Source organism: Sphingobacterium kitahiroshimense, assembly GCF_025961315.1.
Taxonomy (GTDB): domain Bacteria; phylum Bacteroidota; class Bacteroidia; order Sphingobacteriales; family Sphingobacteriaceae; genus Sphingobacterium; species Sphingobacterium anhuiense.
The window spans coordinates 3,430,669-3,451,240 of record NZ_JAOQNK010000001.1 but is presented as its reverse complement, the minus strand read 5'-3'; the positions used below and the strand labels follow the sequence as shown (position 1 = coordinate 3,451,240).

Sequence of the window (20,572 nt, the reverse complement as noted above, 5' to 3'; positions counted from 1 at the left end):
TTTTTATACTGATTCTGAGCCTGGTAAGCTTTCAAAGCATGGCGCAGAAAAAAAATTGGGTACAGGGTATAATTTTTTCAAAAAGTTCAGATAAAGGATTAGTGGGTGCATCTATTAAAAATCATACCCTGAATAATTATGCTGTCAGTACACTTGAAGGGAAGTTTTCAACAGAGATCAGTTCGTGGAATGATTCCTTGACGATCTCATGTATAGGATATTTAGACAGAACGATCACGGCTTCTTATTTTCAAAATGAAAGTATATTGGAAATGGAACCAAAGATAAATTATCTGGATGAAGCTGTGGTTAATACCGGTTATCAGACTTTAAAATCCAATGAGGTTACAGGGTCTGTTGATGTGCTGGATGAGAAGATGTTGAATCAACAGGTCGGTACCAGTATCCTCCAACGTCTGAATAATATAACCACTGCCATTCGCTTTGATAATCAAGCAATCCAGAATACAGATTTACAGAAACTTAATATTTCAGTTAGAGGATTAAGTACCATTAATGGAAATCTCGATCCTTTAATTGTATTGGATGGTTTTATCTATGAAGGTAATATGGATAATATTGACCCGAATGGCATTGCAAGTGTTTCCATATTAAAAGATGCTGCTGCAAGTGCAATCTGGGGGGCACGTGCTGGAAATGGGGTTATCGTGATTACCTCTAAAAAGGGAGTATATAACACAGAGTCAAAAACAGACATATCAGTGTCTTCTAATCTGATCTGGAAGCAAAAACCTAATCTGCATGAATTATATCAGTTGGACAATAGGAATTTTATGGAAGTTGAAAAATTTTTATTTGACAAAGGTTACTATACTTCTAATTTACAATATATGCCACATCTAGCTGTCACACCTGTGATTGATATATTAGATAGAAGAAAGCGTAACTTGATAACCCTTTTAGATTCGACACAGGCTATGGATCTGCTGTTAATGCAGGATGGCAGAGGTAATTTTATGGACGCATTCTACCAGGTTCCATTTGTCAATCAGCATAGCTTGAACATCAGGGGTGGGAGCAACCGTTATACGTATTCTTTTGGAGCAGGCTACACAGAAAATAAATCTGAGCTTGACGATTTTAATAGAAAGCTGAATATCCAGCTTTCCAATAGTTTTAGGCCAACTGACAAGATACAGATTGATCTGAATGTACTCTATACCAATCAACATAGCAATATTGGGAGACCGGACTATGGCGCATTAACTTACAATGGTAAAAAGGTCCCGTATGATCTTTTTTTTGACGAAATAGGAAATGAGATTCCTTTTGAAAAAGATTATAGAAAAATTTATTTAGCTGACAAGTTTAGTAGAGGTTATTTGGACTGGAACTATTATCCGCTCTCCGAAAACAAGTATGCCCAAAAGAATTCTTTGGCAAATGACTGGTTCTCTAGTCTCAATCTCAAATATAAGTTATTTACATTTTTAAACTTAAATGTAGGCGGTCAATTTCAGAATCAACAAATATTAACGGATGATTTGAGTACTGTACAAAGCTATGATGCGCGCAGGCTGATCAATCAATATACGACGATCGGGACTGAAAATATGGCTTCTGTATATAATATTCCTGTAGGAGGAATCAAACGAAATAATTTAGGGGATACTAAAAGCTATACTCTACGGGCACAAGCTGATCTTAATAAAAAAATAGGTTCGCATCATTTGATAGGTATTCTTGGTGCCGAAATCAGGGAGCATAAGGCGACCGGTAGTTCATATACTGCCTATGGCTATCATGATTTGCCTCTTTCCAGCAGTCCTGTAGATTTTACCCGTAGGTTTACATTGATACCGGACCTATCGAGCAGAAGTATACCTGGAGCTCCGCAATTTTATAAAAACTTGAATCGCTTTGTCTCGATGTACAGCAATTTGACTGATAAATTTTTAGATAAGTACGGACTGTCTCTAAGCATCAGAAGAGATGGTGCAAATATCTTTGGTGCAAATGCTAATGATAAATGGTCTCCACTATGGTCTGTAGGTACTTCTTGGGATGTATCTAAGGAAAGTTTTTTTAAGATAAAAGTGATAGACTTTATGAAAATGCGAGCCACTTATGGATTGAGCGGTAATGTGGACCTAAGAAGGTCGCCAGATCCCATTGCTTATGTTGGGGTTGCTAATTATAGTAATTACCCCATGCTTCAGATCAGTAATCTCAACGATCCTAGTTTACGATGGGAAAAAGTTGGAACCACAAATATAGGTGTCGATCTCGGTGTTCTAAAATCAAGGATTTCAGCACGGATCGACTATTATATCAAAAACGGTAAAGATCTTTATGGGCAAACAGAATATGATTATACGACTTGGGGAAAACAGGGAACTATAGTAAAGAATGTTGCTTCTATGGTAGGAAAGGGGATGGATATCGAGATCAATTCGAAAAATCTAACTGGAAAATTTTCTTGGGATAGCAGGTTGTTAGTCAGCATAAACAGAAATAAGACTACTTCCTATTTTGATAAAAATAAGGGTAGCATCAGTTCATTTCTAAGTGCAGGAAATACAATTACACCAATTGTTGGAAAACCATTGAACGCTTTGGCAGCATATAAATGGATGGGATTAAATAATCAGGGAGAGGGGCAAGGAGTTTTGAATGGTGAGCTGAGTACAGATTATAATGCGATCCGCAATGCCGCGAATGCCGGTAATGCGGATAGTGAAAGTGTGTTGTACATTGGATCGAGCAAACCGCAGGTATTTGGAAACATCATCAATACGTTTGGTTGGAAATCCTTGTCGCTTTCCTTAAATATGAGTTACAAAGCTGATTATTATATTCGTAAACCGGTCACATCTTATTACTCTCTTTTTGCTCAAGGTACTGCGTATCCTGATTTTGAAGACCGTTGGCAACAAGCCGGTGATGAGTCCAGCACTCATGTACCGGGTATGAGGTATCCATTAGTATCAGGTTCTGATGAGTTTTATCAAAATTCAGATATTAATGTTTATAAAGGAGACCATTTGCGTTTGGAGTATATAAATGCATCGTGGCGTAAGTCATGTATTATTGGCGGACGAAAAGTAGATATAGGATTATCTTTCAATGCTTCAAACCTTGGAGTTATATGGAAATCAAATAAGATTGGCTTTGATCCTGAATTTCCTTATAGATTGTCACAACCTAAAACATATTCCCTTGGACTCAATATCTCTTATTAAAATCGCTGAAAATGACATTTTCGCCATTTTGCGCGTTTTGCAAACTCGAATTAGTTGTAATTCTAAATGAAAAAGTGAATATATATGATACTTATAAAAAATAATATAATGAAAGTGACGGTAGGATGTCTGATCCTATTGCTCGTTTCTTGCAGTAAATATTTGGATATCCAGTCCAACCATGGACTCGTGGTACCAAATAAACTTGAAGATCTGCAAAAGTTGATGGATGATACGGGTATAATGAATCTTTCCTATTCCTCATTTGGAGAGGCATCTGCCGATGATTATTATTTGAAGCAGCCGATTTTCGATAATCTGATCGACTATGCACAAAATACCTACATCTGGAAAAATTATTACAGAAACTATCCTAATGACTGGTCTTCGGGTTACAATGCAGTCTATAATTGTAATCTTGTGCTGGATCGGCTCAAGTCTATTTCGGTAAATAGTGTAGATGAATCATTTTACAAAGAAGTTAAAGGTTCGGCGCTCTTTTATAGGGCAAGTCATTATCTGTACTTGTTGTGGACTTATGCGCCAGCATTTATAGAAGGAAAATCTGAGGATGATTTGGGTATTGTTTTACGTAATTCTTCTGATTTTAACGAGATCTCGAATCGTTCTACTGTCGTAGCATGTTATTTAAAAATTATCGAAGATTTGAATGCATGCATAGATCTTTTACCGGAGAAGTCTGCACATACCCTACGCCCCAATCGATATGCAGCAATGGGGATGCTTGCACGTACGTATTTGTCAATGCACAACTACGATCAAGCTTTGCTTTATGCTGACAAAGTACTAAAAAAATATCCAGAACTGATGGATTACAATAACCTGTCTGAGGTAAATGTAGATGCCTCCTTTCCATTTACGATATTTAACAAGGAAACTGTATGGTATGGAGAACTGATGTCCAGTAGCAACTTGACGAGCTCTCGTGCTTTGATCGATACGTTACTATACCGATCATTTGATAACAACGATCTTCGAAAGAAGGCCTTTTTTAAAGTTGCACCTGATGGTACAGTAACATTTAAAGGGAGTTATTCAGGTTCAGCAAAGATGTTTACCGGTATAGCTATTAATGAGATGTATTTGATACGTGCAGAGTGTAATTTGAAATTAGGCAATAGGGAAAAGGCTTTGGATGCTTTGAACTATCTGATGAAAAAACGCTACAAAACGGGAATTTTTAAACCTTACAGTTCAATTGATGAAAGGGAAGTGCTAACAATTATATTAAAAGAGCGTAGAAGAGAATTGATTTTTAGGGGCTTGCGGTGGATGGATCTAAAAAGGCTTAATGCAGAAGGTGCAGAAATTGTTATACAGAGGAATGTTAACGGAGAAATACAAACGTTGTTGCCAAACTCCAACGCCTATGCACTTCCATTGCCAGACGATATTATACGCTTGGCTGGGATAGAGCAAAATCCACAATAGAAATATTTGATAATAAAGAAGGAGCCCCTACCTTTGTCACTTACAAAAGTAGGGACGCCCTTCTTACCTTTTTTTAATCCTTATTGATTGGATTAAAAGGACTGCTACTAGATCCTCCTGTCCGGGAAGGAATATAGTTGCTACCCGTTGTGTTTGTCGCTCCAAGTTGTATTTTGGAGGGATCTAACTGATTTGAAGCATTTAGATCTGACTCATCAACAACTTGAGCACAAGCCATAACGTTTTCTGTGTTACAGTCTTGACCATTTGTGGTGGTTGTCCAACGAGACTCGTCCTGCACTTCCGTTGGACTTTGGGAATTTCCATGGAAGAAAATAGTGACAGGGCTTAATTTTTTCCCTGAATAAACCTCAGCACTTTTAAATGCTGAAAAACCGAAAATCATGGCTCCTCCTAATATCATGTAGCCATAATTGTTTAAAAATTTGTTTAGCATATTGCTATCCTCCTTTCTGTATTGCAGACCAATAACTGGTTAGTAATTGTACCGGCCTGCAAACCTTTGGTAAAAAATTGTCGGTACGGTTCTAAGTACCGATCATATGTGGACGCCAGTAAGCCTTTTAAGGGGCTCATGACGGTATTATGCTCTTGATAATATAGGCTGTCCGGTGTATGCCAATGATTTATTGCCCGGATACGGATTGTACTATTGTAGGTATAGGAACCAATGGCAAGAAAGCTGATCAACAGTAGCGCACTGCTGGTTTTACCATCTAAGCCTGTCTGGTGCGTGTGTTTAATGGAAGATTCATTTAAAACCCATCCAAGTATCGATAAAGCTAGGATAACGCTGTTTATCACTAGATGGGTGTTCCAAGAGACGTTGCTCAAAAAGCTGCTGCACATACAGGGTTTCTGCTCATATACATCTAATACACCTAACGCGATATAGACTGTAAAGACTGAAATAAGTAGGATTGAAGCTTTCCAGCCCCAAGACTGTACCTTCTGTGATGGAAATGCTAACAATAAGCCTAGACTTACTTCTAATACCGGCAGTAACCAGAAAAGTACAGGTGCAAAATAGCTGATAATTGGCTGCTGTGTAAGTGCGATCTTAAAAGCATTGAGCTGCCATACTTTGTCTATACCGACATAGATCCAAAAAAGGAGCATAACTATTCGTAGTAGCCCATATATTATATTGATGTTTTTATTAGTGTCCATAGCGTCAATTATTTATTTATGCTGTTTTACTATTTATTTCCTACCCTTTACTATTTATAGCAGTCGTTTTACTATTTATTTTTAAAAACAGGGCGCCACTGTCCTTTACTCCCCGTTGTGACGGGGCGACCTGTTTAAGCGTCAGCTTCTGCTTATTCGTACGCTTCAAAACAAAGATAAATCGGAAAAATGCTGACCGTAGGGGTAGTGAAAGCTTGTTTTTATAAGGTGATGTACGCTTTAAAGGGCTTTTGAATGGGTTGGGGGGTAGTGGATAGGAATTTGGACAATTTTGCCTGCTTGATGATTTCGGGCATCTGGATCAATTAGGCTACTTTTTTCAATAATATTTGGCAAGAATCGTAGGGGTAATGGGGGTATACCCCTACTTTTTTCATTTTTTTTGTATTTAACTGCGTAAATCAGGAAATTTTTTATGTAATTCTTTCCGCATGACCATTAATATTTGATCAATGTTTGCGGCAGCTTCATATTCTGCAGTTTTATCACTTTTAGTTAGGCTATGTATTGAAAGTAATTTTCCATCCTTGGTTTTGATCAATTTAGAGAATTCATAAGCCACTTCTTTTTTTTCTGAAGATTGCGTAATCCCGGCTTTGACACAGAGATCCATCCAGAGCGTAAGCTCTTTGCCATTTAAGTTGCTATGGAGGTATTGTTCAGTTTGATCTGAAGCTAAATTGTTTGTCCGGCTGGTTTCTGTTTGTACATATTCGCACATCAGTTTGAGTAAACTGGTGCTATTGTTATTGTAAGCAAAGCCCCGAATACAGGAGAAATGTTTGGGAAAGCGTAATAGTCCTTCCATAAAGGATGGATCGTCCATATACATTTCTTTCCAGCGGTTGAAAAATCCCATATGGTTAAAATTGAAGTTGATCATCAATACCAAAAAGCGAAATTGCCAGTTTTTATTGCTGCGGTCGTCTTTGGCCAGTTGGTGCAGTGCATCCACAAACTGGATGATATAATCTTGGTGCCGATATTGGATATAAGGGATTTTACCTTCTTCAAAAAGGCTGTTAATCGCGGAAAGGATTTCGTCCAGGTATACCTGAGGGATCTGCTTGTTTGCTAATCTGTCAAATATGCTGTGGATATGGTTCTCGACATATGTCCTGATCTTGTTGCGATAATGACTCGGAAGCGCTGTACTGGGATCTATATCGTTTTTAAACAGAAATTCAATCCGCTCGAGCAGTTCTTCTAGTGCTGATAAAGCACTGCGATCTTCTATATTTCGATCCAAACAGAAGCCATTGAGTTTCTGGTGCAGACGAAGTAATTGCGTGTGGTATAAGCGTACCGCCTGACGGGCGGTATCGACGCTACCCGCCTGACGATAGGCGTGCAAGGACTCAGAAAAATTATCGGAACAAGCTACTGAAATGGAATATAACCGAGATGGTATTTCCTTCGCGTTTAGACGTCCGAGGGTTTCTACCTGTAGTGTAAGGGACTGTAGACTTACGATCATTTATACCTCCTTTTGATATCTTTATGGTACCAGGGCCAGCCATATGCGCCTGGGTGCACCTGCAATATAAGTGTATCACCTTCTTTGCTGCGCTCATGCAACCTGGGATTGACATCCATAGAAACATGATGATCTTTACCTTCAAGATGGAATGAAAACCATAGTTCATGGATATCACAACAGGCTGGGCATTTTTGGATCACGACTGCCGGAATATGTACCGATTTTGCATTTGGTATATGTTGACAGTTATTCAAGATCAGGATCATACGTATATACCAGGTGCAGGCAATAATCATGATCGGAAATTGAATACAGCAGATCTTGATCAGGTTTGTGTTTTTATAAAATAAGAAATATGCAAGGCTGCATAGACCTAAAGCTACGGCTATTCCATATTTTAAAGCGATCCAAAAGGGCTGTGAAACCAATAGCAACTTATAGGGCAGACGATCAAAAACTGAAATACTGCTGATCATCATGCAGATAAAAAAAATAAAGAAAAGCTGCATCACGACCTGATGATTGCGAATCTCCAAACAAGGAATCAGCAAAACAAGGATGCCAATACTGTAAACCTGTAAATAGAATGTTGATGCTAAAAATAGTCCATACAATGTGACTAAGACTGCTAGTGTAATAAGTATATAATTGCGACTGAACAAGCTGAAATTTTTGTTTATTATTCTCATAAGCAGCGATTTATATCATTTGTTTATTGTGAATTAAAATTACCCATAAACACAGCTATTATGTTTAAATGTTATATATATTTCAATAAGAGCATATTTTTTACATTAAGAGTCTTCTTTTCCCAATAAGGACCGGAATTACAACAGCGAAGGGAGTTATTTTTTTGATTTAAGATACTTATTGCCACTTTCTGACAAATAGGTTTGCTACGTTTTCCTAATTAAGTATACTGCTTATCGAAATATTGGCTAAATTTAGATAACGAAAAATTCTTACTGACAAGAAATTTCATAATACACTGATATCATAGCTGTTTAATAATTTAGCAGCTATGGGGCAGTGTGCGATTAAAACTATTAATTATGAAAAGTAGCCAATTGATCATGTATCCCAAGGGTACGGAAGTAGACGTGCATTATCCAGATTTTATTTGGTTATGTATTGCTTCTTTTGCCTTTGGCGGTGTATGCTGGTATCTGGGTTACCTTGGAGCTGCTGCTGCCTGGCTTGAAAACACCTCGGTCGTTGTGAGCTATCTGTTTTATGTATTGATCGTATTCCTAGCTTTCTTTTATATCCGGGCATTGATCATCGTACTTGATAGAAAGCAGAACTGGTTACTGAATCCACAAAAACGTTTTGCTACCCAACTTTTCACTTGCTGTTTACTGCCTACACTATTTTTATTTGGGGTGATTAGACCTGTGGCTATACCGAAGGATGAGTGGCTCTGGCTTCCGCTATTGGTGATTTTTGGCGGGGTCCTGTTCTTGAATATCTTGTATACAAGCTGTTTTTTTGTTGCTCTCGATCATAAAAGGAGGTGCTCTATTCTTGAATTAGAGCGGATGGTACTACATCGGGATCTAAAGATTTCAATTCTAAATGAACAGTTACAAAGCATGTCATCGATTGAAAATGAGGCCGAAGAAATTACTGTGGCAGAGGGGGCTGAAAAGGAAACGGATCTAACGGAAGAAATAGATCTTTCTCGGGTAAAATCAATCGATCCAGAGCAGGAGGAATTTTTACTCAACAACAGATTTCTCACTCAAAAAATTATGTATTCCGAACTGGGCCTATTTGCATTTGAAAACAATAATAATACGCCGATCGTACAGCTTTACCTAAAGACGGATATGGGTGAGCCTATAGCCTGTGAGCAACGGAGCTTAAATGAAGTGGTACGTGACACAAATGGATTTGTACAGAAGATAGGCCGCTATCATGCAGTAGCTGCCGATATGATTCAATCTTGCAATCTCTTAAAAGGGGGAAGGCTTCGGATTGTACTGAAAGTTGCTTTCGAAGGGAAGGTCGATTTTGAGGTATCAGCAAAAATTGCTAGACGTATCAAGGGCTGGGTCATGCTTCAGGTGCCTATTGAAAAGGAATAATTTACTGAAATATAAACGTTTTAAAATAACGGATTATGGAAACATTAAAGGGGAGAAGATGGAAATGCCGTGCAACTGGAAAAGTTGGATTTCCATCAATGATCGAAGCACAGGGGGCAATGCTCCAATTTAAATTCAAATCACGGATTAGAAACAAGACGGACGGTAAGCGTATCAAACATCGGATGGGAAAATATGCTTGCAAGAGAGCTTATTATTGTAAGCTCTGCAGGGGATATCACATCACCAAATGGGATACCACTCATTTTAATAATTACAAAACGAAAGTTGAATCTTGGGAGATAAAAGATATTCATGGAAGTTGGAATTATTTAATTGAATAGTCTTGTGAGCGGGATTTTGTTATAAGTTTGGCAAAAAATAGCGTAAGTTGCCAAACTTATATTTGATTGTTATCAGGGATTTAATTTTAAAGGCTATTATAGGATTATACAGTGACCAAATAAATATCGCCATCATATTAAATAAGCTTATATTTATCGAATGAAAAAATATTTAGTACTTATAAGTCTATTTTTTTTCTCCGTACTCTCAGTAAGAGCACAAAATGCTAAGCTAGTTGGAGAGCGGGAGATTTCAGTTTATAAAGTTATAGCTAAGACATGTGATGGAACTATCAAAGGTATTTTGCAAAAAGCTACACCCGATCAGGTGGAGATAATGACTGATAAAGGGATCAATGCAATTAAGCCAGAGTCCCTTAAGTCCTTAAAAATTAAATTTGACAAAAAGAAAAATGTTCCCGTTTTTAGGCATATAGCACAATCGGCTGTTGACGTAATCGCTGATCCAAAGTATACAAACACAGTAAATAATACTGGAAAGAATGTATATGGCAATCAGATTGCGATTGATGAGCAAGAAACACCATTAGGAGATAGATTATTAGTGGGGAGCGCAATGATGGCAGGTGCAGTTCTTGGGAATGAGCTGGTAAAACTTGTTCCTCCGGCGACCATTGAAACATTCAAAATAGCTTATTCCAAAGAAAAGTATAAAAATCTGTATGACGATCTTTTAATGTATACTGTCGACATACAGTCCTCATATGAGTATGAACTTTTAATGAAGGAAAAGTTAATAAAAGCAATGAATAAAAATATAGCAAATTAAGGATTCTATAGACCTCCAGTGATTAAATTCCTGTAATTATCCCAAAAATGGATATTTCCAAGGTGCCCGATAAGGTCTTCTTAATAATTTGGTTGCTTCAGGATCATCAATGCATATTTTTTTAATAGGGTCGTAGACCAATGGTCTGTTTAATAACATGGATAGATTGGCGAGAATACAACTTGCCGTTGAGATATGTCCTTCTTCAATATCAGCAATAGGGAGATGGTCATTTTCAATCGCAGATAAAAGATTCAGCATATGTTGACGGGTAGCAGGAGCGGTGTGCAGTTCGATTCTGGGTTCATTGAGATCTGCTGGAAATTTTTCTTTCTCATAAACCACATCCATAGCAATGCGCTCTCCTTTACCAACCGGAATAAACTCATATTTCATGACACTGCCTTTTAAAGTACCTTTTTCTCCATAGATAACAAATGCCCAAGGGTATTCTGGATCTGCAGGAGTTCCCCAGGACCGCATCTGCCAAACGCAGTTTAAGTCAGGATATTCAAATATAGCAGTCTGTGTATCTGCGATATTGGATTTTCCGCCTTTTTGTACAAATATCCCGCCTGTTGAAGTAATCTTTTCCGGCCATTTAAGTCCTAAAAGCCAACGAACAGTGTCGAACATATGCATACCCATATCGCCGGTAATACCATTACCATACTCCATGAAAGTGCGCCACCAGCCACCATGTGGTAAACCATCATAAGGACGCAATGGAGCCGGGCCTGTCCACATTTCATAATCCAGAAAGTCAGGAACAGGTTCTACTGCAGGATTTCCATTTTTACGCATATGATAATAACAGCACATCTCGACATGTGATATTTTACCAAGCAGTCCTTGATCTATGATGCTTTTTTTAGCATCTATAAGGTGGGCTGTACTTCTTCTCTGTGTACCTACCTGTACTTTTTTATTGTGTTTTCTTGCTGTGCTCAGTATAGCTTCGCCTTCAAGAACATCAATGCTAATGGGTTTTTGGAGATAAAGATGTGCCCCTGAACGTATGGTGTCGATTGCTTGTTGCGCATGCCAGTGATCGGGAGTTCCGATGAGTACCAGATCCAGTTTATGTGCGTCGAGCATTGCTCTGTAATCTTTGTAAAGTTTTGGTACTTTTCTGGATATTTGGCGTTCACTGATCAATTTTCCAGCTTCTTCCAGATGTTTGCTGTCCACATCACAGATTGCTACAACATCAATATCGCGTACCTGCATGAGTCTAAATAGATCGCTTTTACCGTACCAACCTGCTCCAATCAATCCGACCCGCATATTTTTAAGTGTACTTGCAGAGGAAACCCCTTTTGCTTGTAGAGCAGATAAAGTTAAAACAGCAGTAGCACCTTGAATAAATTTTCTACGGTTCAGGTTGAAATTAGGCATAATTTGTTGGTTTAGGGTTTATTAAGAGAAAACAAAGAACTTATCAAAATGTTTATTTTATTATTATTTCGCAATAAATTTACTGGTAGGTTTTATAGTTGCGGGTTCCGTTTACGATTATAGTTCGCGTTGGATATTTAACGTCATTTTTAAAATGAGTATGGAGATAAAACATTGGAGTTTTAGGTTATGTAAGATAAAAGCTAAAGAGATTTTTTACCTTACATATTCTCTTTAGCTTTTTTATACAGATCCTTAATTAATGTTTATCTTTTATAAACCGTCTTACCTTCCTTGATTGTTTCTAAGACCTGAACAGAGCGTAATTCTTTCGGATCAATGGTCAAAGGATCTTTATTTAATATAACAAGATCTGCAAGTTTTCCTGCTTTTAATGAACCCTTTATATCCTCTTCTTGGTATTGATAAGCGGCATTGATGGTGATCGCTTTTAGCGCATCGATAACCGGTATACGTTGATCTGCACCCAGGACCATACCCGAGCGTGTTATTCTATTGACAGCAGAATATACACCTGTTATCAGATCCGGTGGCGTTACAGGAGCATCATGGTGTATGGTAAATGTGATACCAGCATTTTTTGCAGCGTTTGCAGGACTTATAAAAGCAGCTCTTTCAGGCCCGAAGACACTGCTGTAGTGCCAATCACCCCATAAGTAAACATGCCCAGAGAAGTATGAAGGTATGACACCCACTTCTTTAATTTTGGCAATATGGTCAGGTCTGCTATTTTGCACATGAATGAGTGTGGCACGGATTTCTGGTTTATAAATACCTTCTTCTTTTAATTTTCCTATTATACGCAGTGCCTGATCAATAGCGGCATCGCCGTTCACATGTAGCTGAGCGGTGATGTTTTTTGAGAAAATCGTTTTTAAATCTTCATAAAGAACTTCATCCGTAAAAATTGGGAAGCCTTTATAATCTTTGTTTTGTCCTTCAGGAGGAACTAAGTAGGGTTGTGTCAACCAAGCTGTTTTTCCTTGTGGAGAGCCGTCATCCGAAAATTTGAAACCTCCAAATTTGAGGTTATTTTCATATTTCATGTAATGTGGTAAAAATGATTCCCACTCCTTTTTGTTGGCTTCAAAATCAGGAAAATAAACGATATCTGCCTTTATTAGCTTCTTGGCAGCTGCTTCTCGAAGTAGGGTAAGTCCTACACCCATAGTTCGGCCATCACAAATCGTGGTTTGTCCATAACTAAACCATTCATCCTGTGCCGCTAAAAAATCTTTAAGGGACTGTGATAAACCATCTGTTTCGGTCGGTTTTGGTAAAAGTGAGGTTAACTTTATTAGTGCCGTGAAACTGGCATTTTCTTCCAATTTCCCATTTAGACGATGGGTTTTTGGATCGCGTCCGTAATGTCCTCCCTGCGGATCTTTAGCATCTTCAGGAATCTGTAGTAACTTGAACATAGCCGTATTGATAACGCTGGCATGACCTGAAGTGTGAATCACGATTATGGGATTTGTTGTACTTACAGCATCCAGTTCAGCACGTGTCGGATGTCTATGCTCACTAATAATCGCGTCGTCATATCCATTCCCCATCACTGGAGTAGTTGGATCCAGCTGATGTTTTTTGATATAATCCTTTAGTGTGGTCTGCAGTTCTGCAATACTGTTTACAGTACCGTAAGGAGTTGGAGAAAGGTCAACAGCCTGAGACATGCCTGCTCGCGAAGTAACATGACTATGTGCATCAATAAATCCGGGCATTAACGTTTTGTTTTCTAAGTCTACTTCAGCGGTTTTAGAACCAGCATAATTCATGGCTTCTTTCTTCGTACCTGCAAAAAGAATTTTCCCATCCTTAATAGCAAGTGCTTCCACTTGAGGATTACCGTCTTCCATCGTTAAGATGGGACCTCCGTAATAGAGGATGTCCGCATCATTCTTAGTGCTTTTACAACTTGTAATGATTAAAGCAAGCAAGATGAAACTTATATTGTATTTCTTCCACATAGCGTTGGTATTAGTAAATTAACTTTTTCTAAACCTTTATTGAATTTAATCAATAGTTTCTACTATAAACTGTTTTTTGCTTTTAAAGTTTTAAAAATTATGGCTGAAGCACAATAAAACAGAGGTACAGTTGGAGAAGAGAAGAGGCTCTTAATTTCATGATAAAAAACTATAAAGCAAAGGGGCCTACAGATTAACTGTAAGCCCCTTAATGTATGCTTTTTACCTTAAATATTCATCTTATTTCCAACCCCCGCCAAGGTCACGATAGGTATTTGCGACAGTATTCAACTGATCTTTTTTTGTTTTAATCAGCTCTAACTTTGCTTCTAATGCATCTCTCTGGGTCATCAGTACTTCGAAATAATCAACCCGGGCAGATTTAAACAAATCATTAGAGATATCATTTGATTTTGTTAAAGCTTCTACCTGCTGTGATTTAAGATCATAGCTTTTTTGCAGATTGCTGATCTTGGAAAGATGGTTTGAAACCTCAGCATAAGCACTTAATATCGTTTGCTGATAGTTGTACATCGCTTGTAACTGCAATGCACTGGCCTTGCTAAATTCAGCTTTAATACCATTTTTATTGATCAAAGGCATGGCAAGCTCTCCAGCAAGAGAATATAACATAGACTCGGGCATTTTTACAAAATAGGAGGGTTTGAAGGCCTCTAAACCTAAAGTTGCAGAAATGTTAAAAGAGGGATAGAATTCTGCACGGGCAACTTTAACATCCAATTTTGCAGCCGCTAGATCCAATTCTGCTTTTCTGATATCTGCTCTATTGGCTAATAACTGGGAAGGAATACCACTATGAACTGCAGGTGATATCATCGTTAGAAAGCTGTTCTTATCCCGTGGGATCTTTTGCGCAAATCGTCCCAATAAAAGATTAACCCTATTTTCAGTTTCCTGAATATCCTGCTTAATCTCGTACGCTAAGCTTTGCGAATTGAGCATTTCAGCTTTGAATTTCTGAACCGCAAGTTCGGTTGATCTTGCGGCCTCTTTTTGTGCTTGGATAACCTCTAATGCACTTTTTTGGAGCTTGATAGTTTCTTGTACGACGTCGAGTTGGTTATCTAAAGCAAGTAACTCGTAGTAGCTGTTGGCCACTTCAGCAACTAAATTTGTCAAAACAAAGTTTTTCCCTTCCATCGTGGAGAGGTAGCGGGCTATAGCGGCCTTTTTTTGATCATGCAATTTACCCCAGATGTCTATTTCCCAGCTTCCGGTAAGAGCAGCTTCATAATTCATGAGCGGATCAGGGAATTTCTTTCCGGGTGCGATATCAGTACTCGCATCCCCTGCACCCTGACTTGTATAGCGTCCAACTTTTTCGACACCGCTTCCGATTCTCGCTTCAACAGTAGGAAGTAATTGTCCCTGTTTAAACCGAACTTCGCTCTTCGCAATTTCTATCTCTTGCAAAGTGATCATAAGCTCCTGATTGTTTTTCAAAGCTGTATCAATCAGACTGCTCAGGTAATGATCTGAAAAGAAGTCACGCCATGGCGTAACAATCATGTTTGAACTGTCTTGAGATGAAGCTGTCGAGTCATTAAACGCTACAGGAAGTACCTTGTTCTCTTTTACAATTGGAATAGCGGGTACTTTACAGCTTGCGACTATAAAGCACATAACGGCTATTCCGATCCACTTTCTTATCTTAATATTATACATTGTGATCGATTTCTTCTGATAATGGATTCTCGTCTTCGTAAGACGTTAATTTACTTTTCGACGCAATTTTTCCGAAAATATAGTATAGTCCGGGTATGATGAGTAGACCAAATACGGTTCCTATGAGCATACCGCCGGCGGCAGCACTTCCTATGGTTTTATTTCCAATAGCTCCAGGTCCTGTAGCAAATACCAGCGGAATAAGACCCGCAATAAATGCAAAGGATGTCATCAAGATCGGACGGAATCGCACCCCAGCTCCCTCGATTGCAGCAGCAAGAACCGAGCTGCCGGCATTGTGCTTTTGTACCGCAAATTCAATGATCAGTACCGCATTCTTACCGAGTAAACCAATGAGCATAACCATGGCTACCTGCGCATAAATGTTGTTTTCAAGACCTAATACTTTCAGTAAGAAGTATGCGCCAAAAATACCTGCAGGTAAAGAAAGTACAACTGCAAGTGGCAAGACAAAGCTTTCGTACTGCGCTGCTAAGATCATGTAAACGAAAGTAAGACAGATCAGAAAGATATAGACCGCTTCGTTTCCGCGGGAAACTTCATCTTTTGAAATCCCTGCCCATTCGATACCGTATCCTCTTGGAAGGGATGCTTTGGCTACTTCAGTAACAGCCTTAATCGCCTCACCACTGCTATATCCAGGGGCTGCAGAACCGCTGATCTCTGAAGAGTTGTACATGTTGTGTCTTGTAATTTCGGAAAGACCATATACTTTTTCCAATGTCATAAATGCCGCATATGGAACCATCTCATCCCGATTATTTTTCACATACAGTTTCAGGATATCATCCGGCTGTGCGCGATATTGCGGCAATGCCTGTACCATGACCTTATACTGCCGATCATATTTGATAAAACTGGTTTCGTAATTACTTCCTACCAATGTGGATAGTGTACTCATCGCATTGTCGATCGTAACTCCTTTTTGTTCGGCTTTTTCGTTGTCGATATGCAACATAAACTGAGGGAAACTAGCGCTGTAAAAGGTAAAGACAGATGCCAGTTCGGGGCGTTTACTCAATTCTTTTACAAGATCTTTACTTACAGTTTCCATTTTTTTGAAGTCACCAGAACCTGCTTTATCCAAAAGGCGCAATTCAAATCCACCTGCGGCACCGTATCCGGGTACTGCCGGAGGTCCAAAAAATTCAATCGTAGCTCCGGTAATATCTTTTGACTTTTCTTCGAGTTCGTGCATCACGTCCTGAACAGAGTTTTTACGGTCTTCCCAACTCTTTAAGTTGATCAGACAGGTTCCAGTATTAGCTCCAGTACCTTCAGTTAGAATTTCATAACCCGCCAGAGAAGAAATCGATTTTACACCTTCAATTCCCATACCTATTGCCTGAAGTTTTTCGGCAATTTCATTGGTACGTTCTAGGGTAGACCCTGGAGGAGTTTGAATAATGGCATAAAACATGCCTTGATCTTCATTTGGAATGAAACCAGAAGGTAGGCTATTGTTTAAAAAGAAGATCGCAGAACAAAATGCTGCCAAGAGTACGAATGTGACCAGTCTTTTATTAACAATCTTACGAAGTAGATCTTGGTAACGATTAGCTCCTTTTGTGAAAAGATTATTGAAGCTTGTCAAGAACCTATTTAATGGCGTTTTTTTCTTTGGGTGTCCATGTTCATTTTTTAGGATCATGGCACAAAGTGCAGGTGTAAGTGTTAGCGCAACCACACCAGATAAAATAATGGCTGTGGCCATGGTAATGGAGAACTGCTTGTAAAAGATACCAACAGGTCCTGACATGAATGCTACTGGAATAAATACTGCCGCCATAACCAGTGTGATGGCTACGATAGCCCCGCTTATCTCATGCATCGCTTCTTCCGTCGCTTTGAGAGGTGACAGATTTTTTTCCTCCATCTTGGCGTGTACAGCCTCAATGACGACAATGGCATCATCAACCACAACCCCAATAGCCATGACCAGTGCAAATAGGGTAATGAGATTGAGGGTAATTCCAAACATGGACATAAACGCAAATGTGCCGATCAAAGAAACTGGAACTGCCATGGCAGGAATAAGGGTAGATCTCCAATCTCCTAAAAAGAGAAATACCACAATACCAACGAGGACGAAGGCCTCAAGAAGGGTATGGATGACCTTTTCAATTGATGCATCCAGAAATTTGGAAACATCATAACTGATCTCGTAATCCATGCCTTTTGGAAAGCTCGTTTCTTTGATTTCTGCTAATTTGCTTTTTATGTTTTTAATAACATCACTCGCATTACTTCCATAAGACTGTTTAATAACAATTGCTGCGGAAGGTCTACCATTTAGCGTAGAATAGATATCATACATCGAGCTTCCAAATTCGACATCAGCAACATCTTTTACACGCAGTACTTCACCGCTAGGATTTGATTTCAGGATGATGTTTTCATAACCCTCTTTGGTATTGAATCGACCTGGATATTTAAGTACATATTCAAATGCTTGTGATCTCTTTCCAGAGCTTTCGCCCGTTTTACCAGGAGAAGCTTCCAAACTTTGTTCATCAAGTGCTTTTAGTACTTCATCAGCAGATATTTTGTAAGCCAGCATACGATCTGGTTTTAACCAGATACGCATGGCATATTCTCTGTTACCTAGAATGTCGGCAACTCCTACACCATCAATCCGTTTCAGCTCGGACAGGATATTGATATCACCGTAGTTGAAGAGGAAGTTTTGATCGGCTTTGGGATCCTTACTGAATAAATTGACGTAGACGAGCATGTTAGACTCTTCACGGGTTATTTTTACACCTTCTCGAACGACTAAAGGCGGTAATTTATTGATAACAGAGGAAACTCTATTTTGTACATTGACCGCAGCGAGATTGGGATCTGTTCCCAGGTTGAAAATAACCTGAATAGAAGCCTCTCCGTCATTACCTGCATCTGAGGTAATGTATTTCATGCCGGGTACACCATTGATCGCACGCTCTAGGGGGATCAATACCGATTTTACCATCAGCTCGCCATTTGCTCCGGGATACTCCGCCGTTATGTTTACTTTAGGTGGAGAGATGGACGGAAATTGCGTGATGGGCAGTTTGAGCATCGACAATATTCCAAGAAACACAATAATCAAGGAAATGACGATGGACAGAACTGGTCTATGAATGAATTTATTAAACATCGTTAATTTTTTAGAGGTGAATTATTGAGCGTGTATTTGCAAATGGGACATAACCTCCTGCGGCGCTACAAATTCGAATTTTATCTTATCGTCATCTTTAACCTTCTGAACGCCATCGATCAATATTTTATCTGTGGGCGCCAGTCCCGAAGAGATAACATATAGATCAGGAAGGTCATTGCTAATGGTGATGTTTCGAGATTTAACAACTCCATTTTTGTCAATGACAAAGACATAGGTTTTATCCTGAATCTCATAAGTAGCTTTTTGTGGGATTATCAAGGCATGTTTCAGCGGTACAAGCATTTGTACACGCCCTGTCTCGCCGTTTCTAAGAAGTTTATCTGGATTTGGAAAGCGTGCCCTAAAAGCAATACTTCCTGTTTCATTATTAAATTCGCTCTCTATGGTTTCTACTTTTCCTTTGTATTTCAGTAACTGATTGTTTGCAAGAAGTAAATTCACTTCATTGTTGGCTCTATTTTCCGTATTCGTCTGGTAGTCGAGGTATTCAGATTCCGATACATTAAAATAAGCATACACCTGACTGTTGTCGGATAAACTGGTAAGAAGTTCACCTTCGTCGACCAAACTACCAAGCTTCAAGGGAATCCGGTTGATGGTTCCTGCGAAAGGAGCCCGAATCTCGGTTGCCGTTACATGAAGTTTTGCCAATGACATTTCTGCTTTGGCCTGATCAACTTTCGCTTGTGCCAACGCCAATTCATTTTTAGAAACGATGTTCTTATCTGCTAATGCTTTCGTATTTTCAAGTTCTATTTCTTCCGCTTTAACTTGTGCCTGCGTTTTGAGATACTCAGCTTCGTAGAATTTAGGCATTATTTTAAATAAAAGCTGACCCGCTTGTACAGTCTGGCCTTCATCGACATAAATCTGTTGTAAGTATCCTTTTTCAAGACCTCGGATCTCGATATTACGGATCGATTGAATCTGGGAGACATAGTTTTTAGAGAGGGTGGTATCAATTAATATTGGATTGGTTACTTGATACTGGACGTTCTCAATCTTTTCTTCTTTTTTTTGGGAACAGCTTGTTAGGACCAATAAGGCATACAGACCTATAAGCATGCCTGTGCTAATTCTTTTCATGGATGAAATAGTTATTAATATATTGTAATAAATTGGGTAATATTCCAGGACGGAAGAGGCTCTTCAGAACACAATGCTAAACAACAGTACAGATAGCGATTGGAAAATATACCATGCTATCATGCCTATTTAAGCTATTTTTTTAATGCTGAAGAATGGGAGATATCACAGGCGAAGGACGCGCTGTAAAATGTATTTGTTTGTAGAAGTAAAATGCTGTGTCTTAAAAACCGATAGGAGGTTCTTTAAATTTTTAAGAACAAAAATCAGTGCCAGTGCATAACTGAGCAAAGCAATGTTTTTGAAAACAGTAATCGTATGCGATTCAAAAACAAGTTCATCCTCGACATCATCTTCTGTCATTTCATATGTGCGTTCATTTAACGCTTTACTGAAGATGGAATGGATATTTGAACTTTTTATTTTTGTTTCAGGAGACTTGCCTAGGAAGGAAGAAGCAGACCCTGTGCTAGTATGAAAATGACTGTTGGTCAAAACAATTCCATCTCCCTGTAAGAGGAATAAATTGAAGATCAGGACCAGTAAATACAGCGCTCTCATATTTGCGGTAAAAGTAGTATCAAGAACGACATGTTACACCATATTAACACTTTTTAACTGTCAGCTTTTTGTAAAAAAATAATCTTATGATTTCGAGA

The 20,572-nt window shown here is 38.7% G+C and carries 15 protein-coding genes; 5 read left to right on the top strand and 10 right to left on the bottom strand.

Annotation, left to right across the window (positions count from 1 at the left end; all coding sequences use genetic code 11):
* Nucleotides 1–38 precede the first annotated feature (38 nt).
* Nucleotides 39–3,203: a SusC/RagA family TonB-linked outer membrane protein gene (locus tag M2265_RS15305; protein ID WP_165905950.1), complete on the top strand. Its 3,165-nt coding sequence runs from the start codon at nucleotides 39–41 to the stop codon at nucleotides 3,201–3,203.
* Nucleotides 3,204–3,287: 84 nt separating this feature from the next.
* Complete coding sequence (locus tag M2265_RS15300) at nucleotides 3,288–4,655, top strand: RagB/SusD family nutrient uptake outer membrane protein (protein WP_132771659.1); 1,368 nt, start codon at nucleotides 3,288–3,290, stop codon at nucleotides 4,653–4,655.
* Nucleotides 4,656–4,728: 73 nt separating this feature from the next.
* Here the strand turns inward: M2265_RS15300 and M2265_RS15295 are convergent, their stop codons facing one another.
* From M2265_RS15295 to M2265_RS15280, 4 genes are all read right to left on the bottom strand, one after another.
* Nucleotides 4,729–5,079, bottom strand: a complete 351-nt coding sequence (locus M2265_RS15295) for a hypothetical protein (protein WP_165905948.1) — start codon at nucleotides 5,077–5,079, stop codon at nucleotides 4,729–4,731.
* A gap of 26 nt (nucleotides 5,080–5,105) precedes the next feature.
* Nucleotides 5,106–5,846, bottom strand: a complete 741-nt coding sequence (locus M2265_RS15290) for a MauE/DoxX family redox-associated membrane protein (RefSeq protein WP_132771657.1) — start codon at nucleotides 5,844–5,846, stop codon at nucleotides 5,106–5,108.
* Between the two features lie 409 nt (nucleotides 5,847–6,255).
* Nucleotides 6,256–7,344 (bottom strand): hypothetical protein, encoded by a 1,089-nt coding sequence (locus tag M2265_RS15285; RefSeq protein ID WP_132771656.1) that lies wholly within the window; start codon nucleotides 7,342–7,344, stop codon nucleotides 6,256–6,258.
* On the bottom strand, nucleotides 7,341–8,036 hold the full coding sequence (locus M2265_RS15280; protein ID WP_132771655.1) for a hypothetical protein: 696 nt from the start codon (nucleotides 8,034–8,036) through the stop codon (nucleotides 7,341–7,343). The genes M2265_RS15285 and M2265_RS15280 overlap by 4 nt, the downstream gene beginning before the upstream one ends.
* 363 nt (nucleotides 8,037–8,399) lie before the next feature.
* Here M2265_RS15280 and M2265_RS15275 point away from each other — a divergent pair, with 363 nt between their 5' ends.
* From M2265_RS15275 to M2265_RS15265, 3 genes are all read left to right on the top strand, one after another.
* The gene (locus tag M2265_RS15275; protein WP_132771654.1) at nucleotides 8,400–9,434 is read left to right on the top strand and encodes a hypothetical protein; all 1,035 of its coding nucleotides are present in this window, start codon (nucleotides 8,400–8,402) and stop codon (nucleotides 9,432–9,434) included.
* A 35-nt stretch (nucleotides 9,435–9,469) separates the two neighbouring features.
* A complete protein-coding gene (locus M2265_RS15270; RefSeq protein WP_132771653.1) occupies nucleotides 9,470–9,778 on the top strand; it encodes a hypothetical protein in 309 nt (102 codons plus the stop codon).
* 160 nt (nucleotides 9,779–9,938) lie between these two features.
* Nucleotides 9,939–10,568, top strand: a complete 630-nt coding sequence (locus tag M2265_RS15265; RefSeq protein WP_132771652.1) for a hypothetical protein — start codon at nucleotides 9,939–9,941, stop codon at nucleotides 10,566–10,568.
* Nucleotides 10,569–10,604: 36 nt separating this feature from the next.
* Here M2265_RS15265 and M2265_RS15260 read toward each other — a convergent pair whose 3' ends face one another.
* From M2265_RS15260 to M2265_RS15235, 6 genes are all read right to left on the bottom strand, one after another.
* Entirely contained in the window at nucleotides 10,605–11,966 is a 1,362-nt protein-coding gene (locus M2265_RS15260; protein ID WP_132771651.1) for a Gfo/Idh/MocA family protein, read from the bottom strand.
* A gap of 266 nt (nucleotides 11,967–12,232) precedes the next feature.
* Nucleotides 12,233–13,957 (bottom strand): amidohydrolase, encoded by a 1,725-nt coding sequence (locus M2265_RS15255; RefSeq protein WP_132771650.1) that lies wholly within the window; start codon nucleotides 13,955–13,957, stop codon nucleotides 12,233–12,235.
* A gap of 240 nt (nucleotides 13,958–14,197) precedes the next feature.
* Nucleotides 14,198–15,643: a TolC family protein gene (locus M2265_RS15250; RefSeq protein WP_132771649.1), complete on the bottom strand. Its 1,446-nt coding sequence runs from the start codon at nucleotides 15,641–15,643 to the stop codon at nucleotides 14,198–14,200.
* Nucleotides 15,636–18,803, bottom strand: coding sequence for an efflux RND transporter permease subunit (locus M2265_RS15245; protein ID WP_132771648.1), 3,168 nt, complete (start codon nucleotides 18,801–18,803; stop codon nucleotides 15,636–15,638). The genes M2265_RS15250 and M2265_RS15245 overlap by 8 nt, the downstream gene beginning before the upstream one ends.
* A 21-nt stretch (nucleotides 18,804–18,824) precedes the next feature.
* Nucleotides 18,825–19,913, bottom strand: coding sequence for an efflux RND transporter periplasmic adaptor subunit (locus M2265_RS15240; protein ID WP_132771647.1), 1,089 nt, complete (start codon nucleotides 19,911–19,913; stop codon nucleotides 18,825–18,827).
* Nucleotides 19,914–20,078: 165 nt separating this feature from the next.
* Entirely contained in the window at nucleotides 20,079–20,474 is a 396-nt protein-coding gene (locus tag M2265_RS15235) for a hypothetical protein (RefSeq protein WP_132771646.1), read from the bottom strand.
* Nucleotides 20,475–20,572 lie beyond the last annotated feature (98 nt).

Coding starts and splice junctions, on each gene's coding strand:
- M2265_RS15305 (WP_165905950.1), top strand. CDS start 39: ATGGCGCAGAAAAAAAATTGGGTACAGGGTATAATTTTTTCAAAAAGT.
- M2265_RS15300 (WP_132771659.1), top strand. CDS start 3,288: ATGATACTTATAAAAAATAATATAATGAAAGTGACGGTAGGATGTCTG.
- M2265_RS15295 (WP_165905948.1), bottom strand. CDS start 5,079: ATGATATTAGGAGGAGCCATGATTTTCGGTTTTTCAGCATTTAAAAGT.
- M2265_RS15290 (WP_132771657.1), bottom strand. CDS start 5,846: ATGGACACTAATAAAAACATCAATATAATATATGGGCTACTACGAATA.
- M2265_RS15285 (WP_132771656.1), bottom strand. CDS start 7,344: ATGATCGTAAGTCTACAGTCCCTTACACTACAGGTAGAAACCCTCGGA.
- M2265_RS15280 (WP_132771655.1), bottom strand. CDS start 8,036: ATGAGAATAATAAACAAAAATTTCAGCTTGTTCAGTCGCAATTATATA.
- M2265_RS15275 (WP_132771654.1), top strand. CDS start 8,400: ATGAAAAGTAGCCAATTGATCATGTATCCCAAGGGTACGGAAGTAGAC.
- M2265_RS15270 (WP_132771653.1), top strand. CDS start 9,470: ATGGAAACATTAAAGGGGAGAAGATGGAAATGCCGTGCAACTGGAAAA.
- M2265_RS15265 (WP_132771652.1), top strand. CDS start 9,939: ATGAAAAAATATTTAGTACTTATAAGTCTATTTTTTTTCTCCGTACTC.
- M2265_RS15260 (WP_132771651.1), bottom strand. CDS start 11,966: ATGCCTAATTTCAACCTGAACCGTAGAAAATTTATTCAAGGTGCTACT.
- M2265_RS15255 (WP_132771650.1), bottom strand. CDS start 13,957: ATGTGGAAGAAATACAATATAAGTTTCATCTTGCTTGCTTTAATCATT.
- M2265_RS15250 (WP_132771649.1), bottom strand. CDS start 15,643: ATGTATAATATTAAGATAAGAAAGTGGATCGGAATAGCCGTTATGTGC.
- M2265_RS15245 (WP_132771648.1), bottom strand. CDS start 18,803: ATGTTTAATAAATTCATTCATAGACCAGTTCTGTCCATCGTCATTTCC.
- M2265_RS15240 (WP_132771647.1), bottom strand. CDS start 19,913: ATGAAAAGAATTAGCACAGGCATGCTTATAGGTCTGTATGCCTTATTG.
- M2265_RS15235 (WP_132771646.1), bottom strand. CDS start 20,474: ATGAGAGCGCTGTATTTACTGGTCCTGATCTTCAATTTATTCCTCTTA.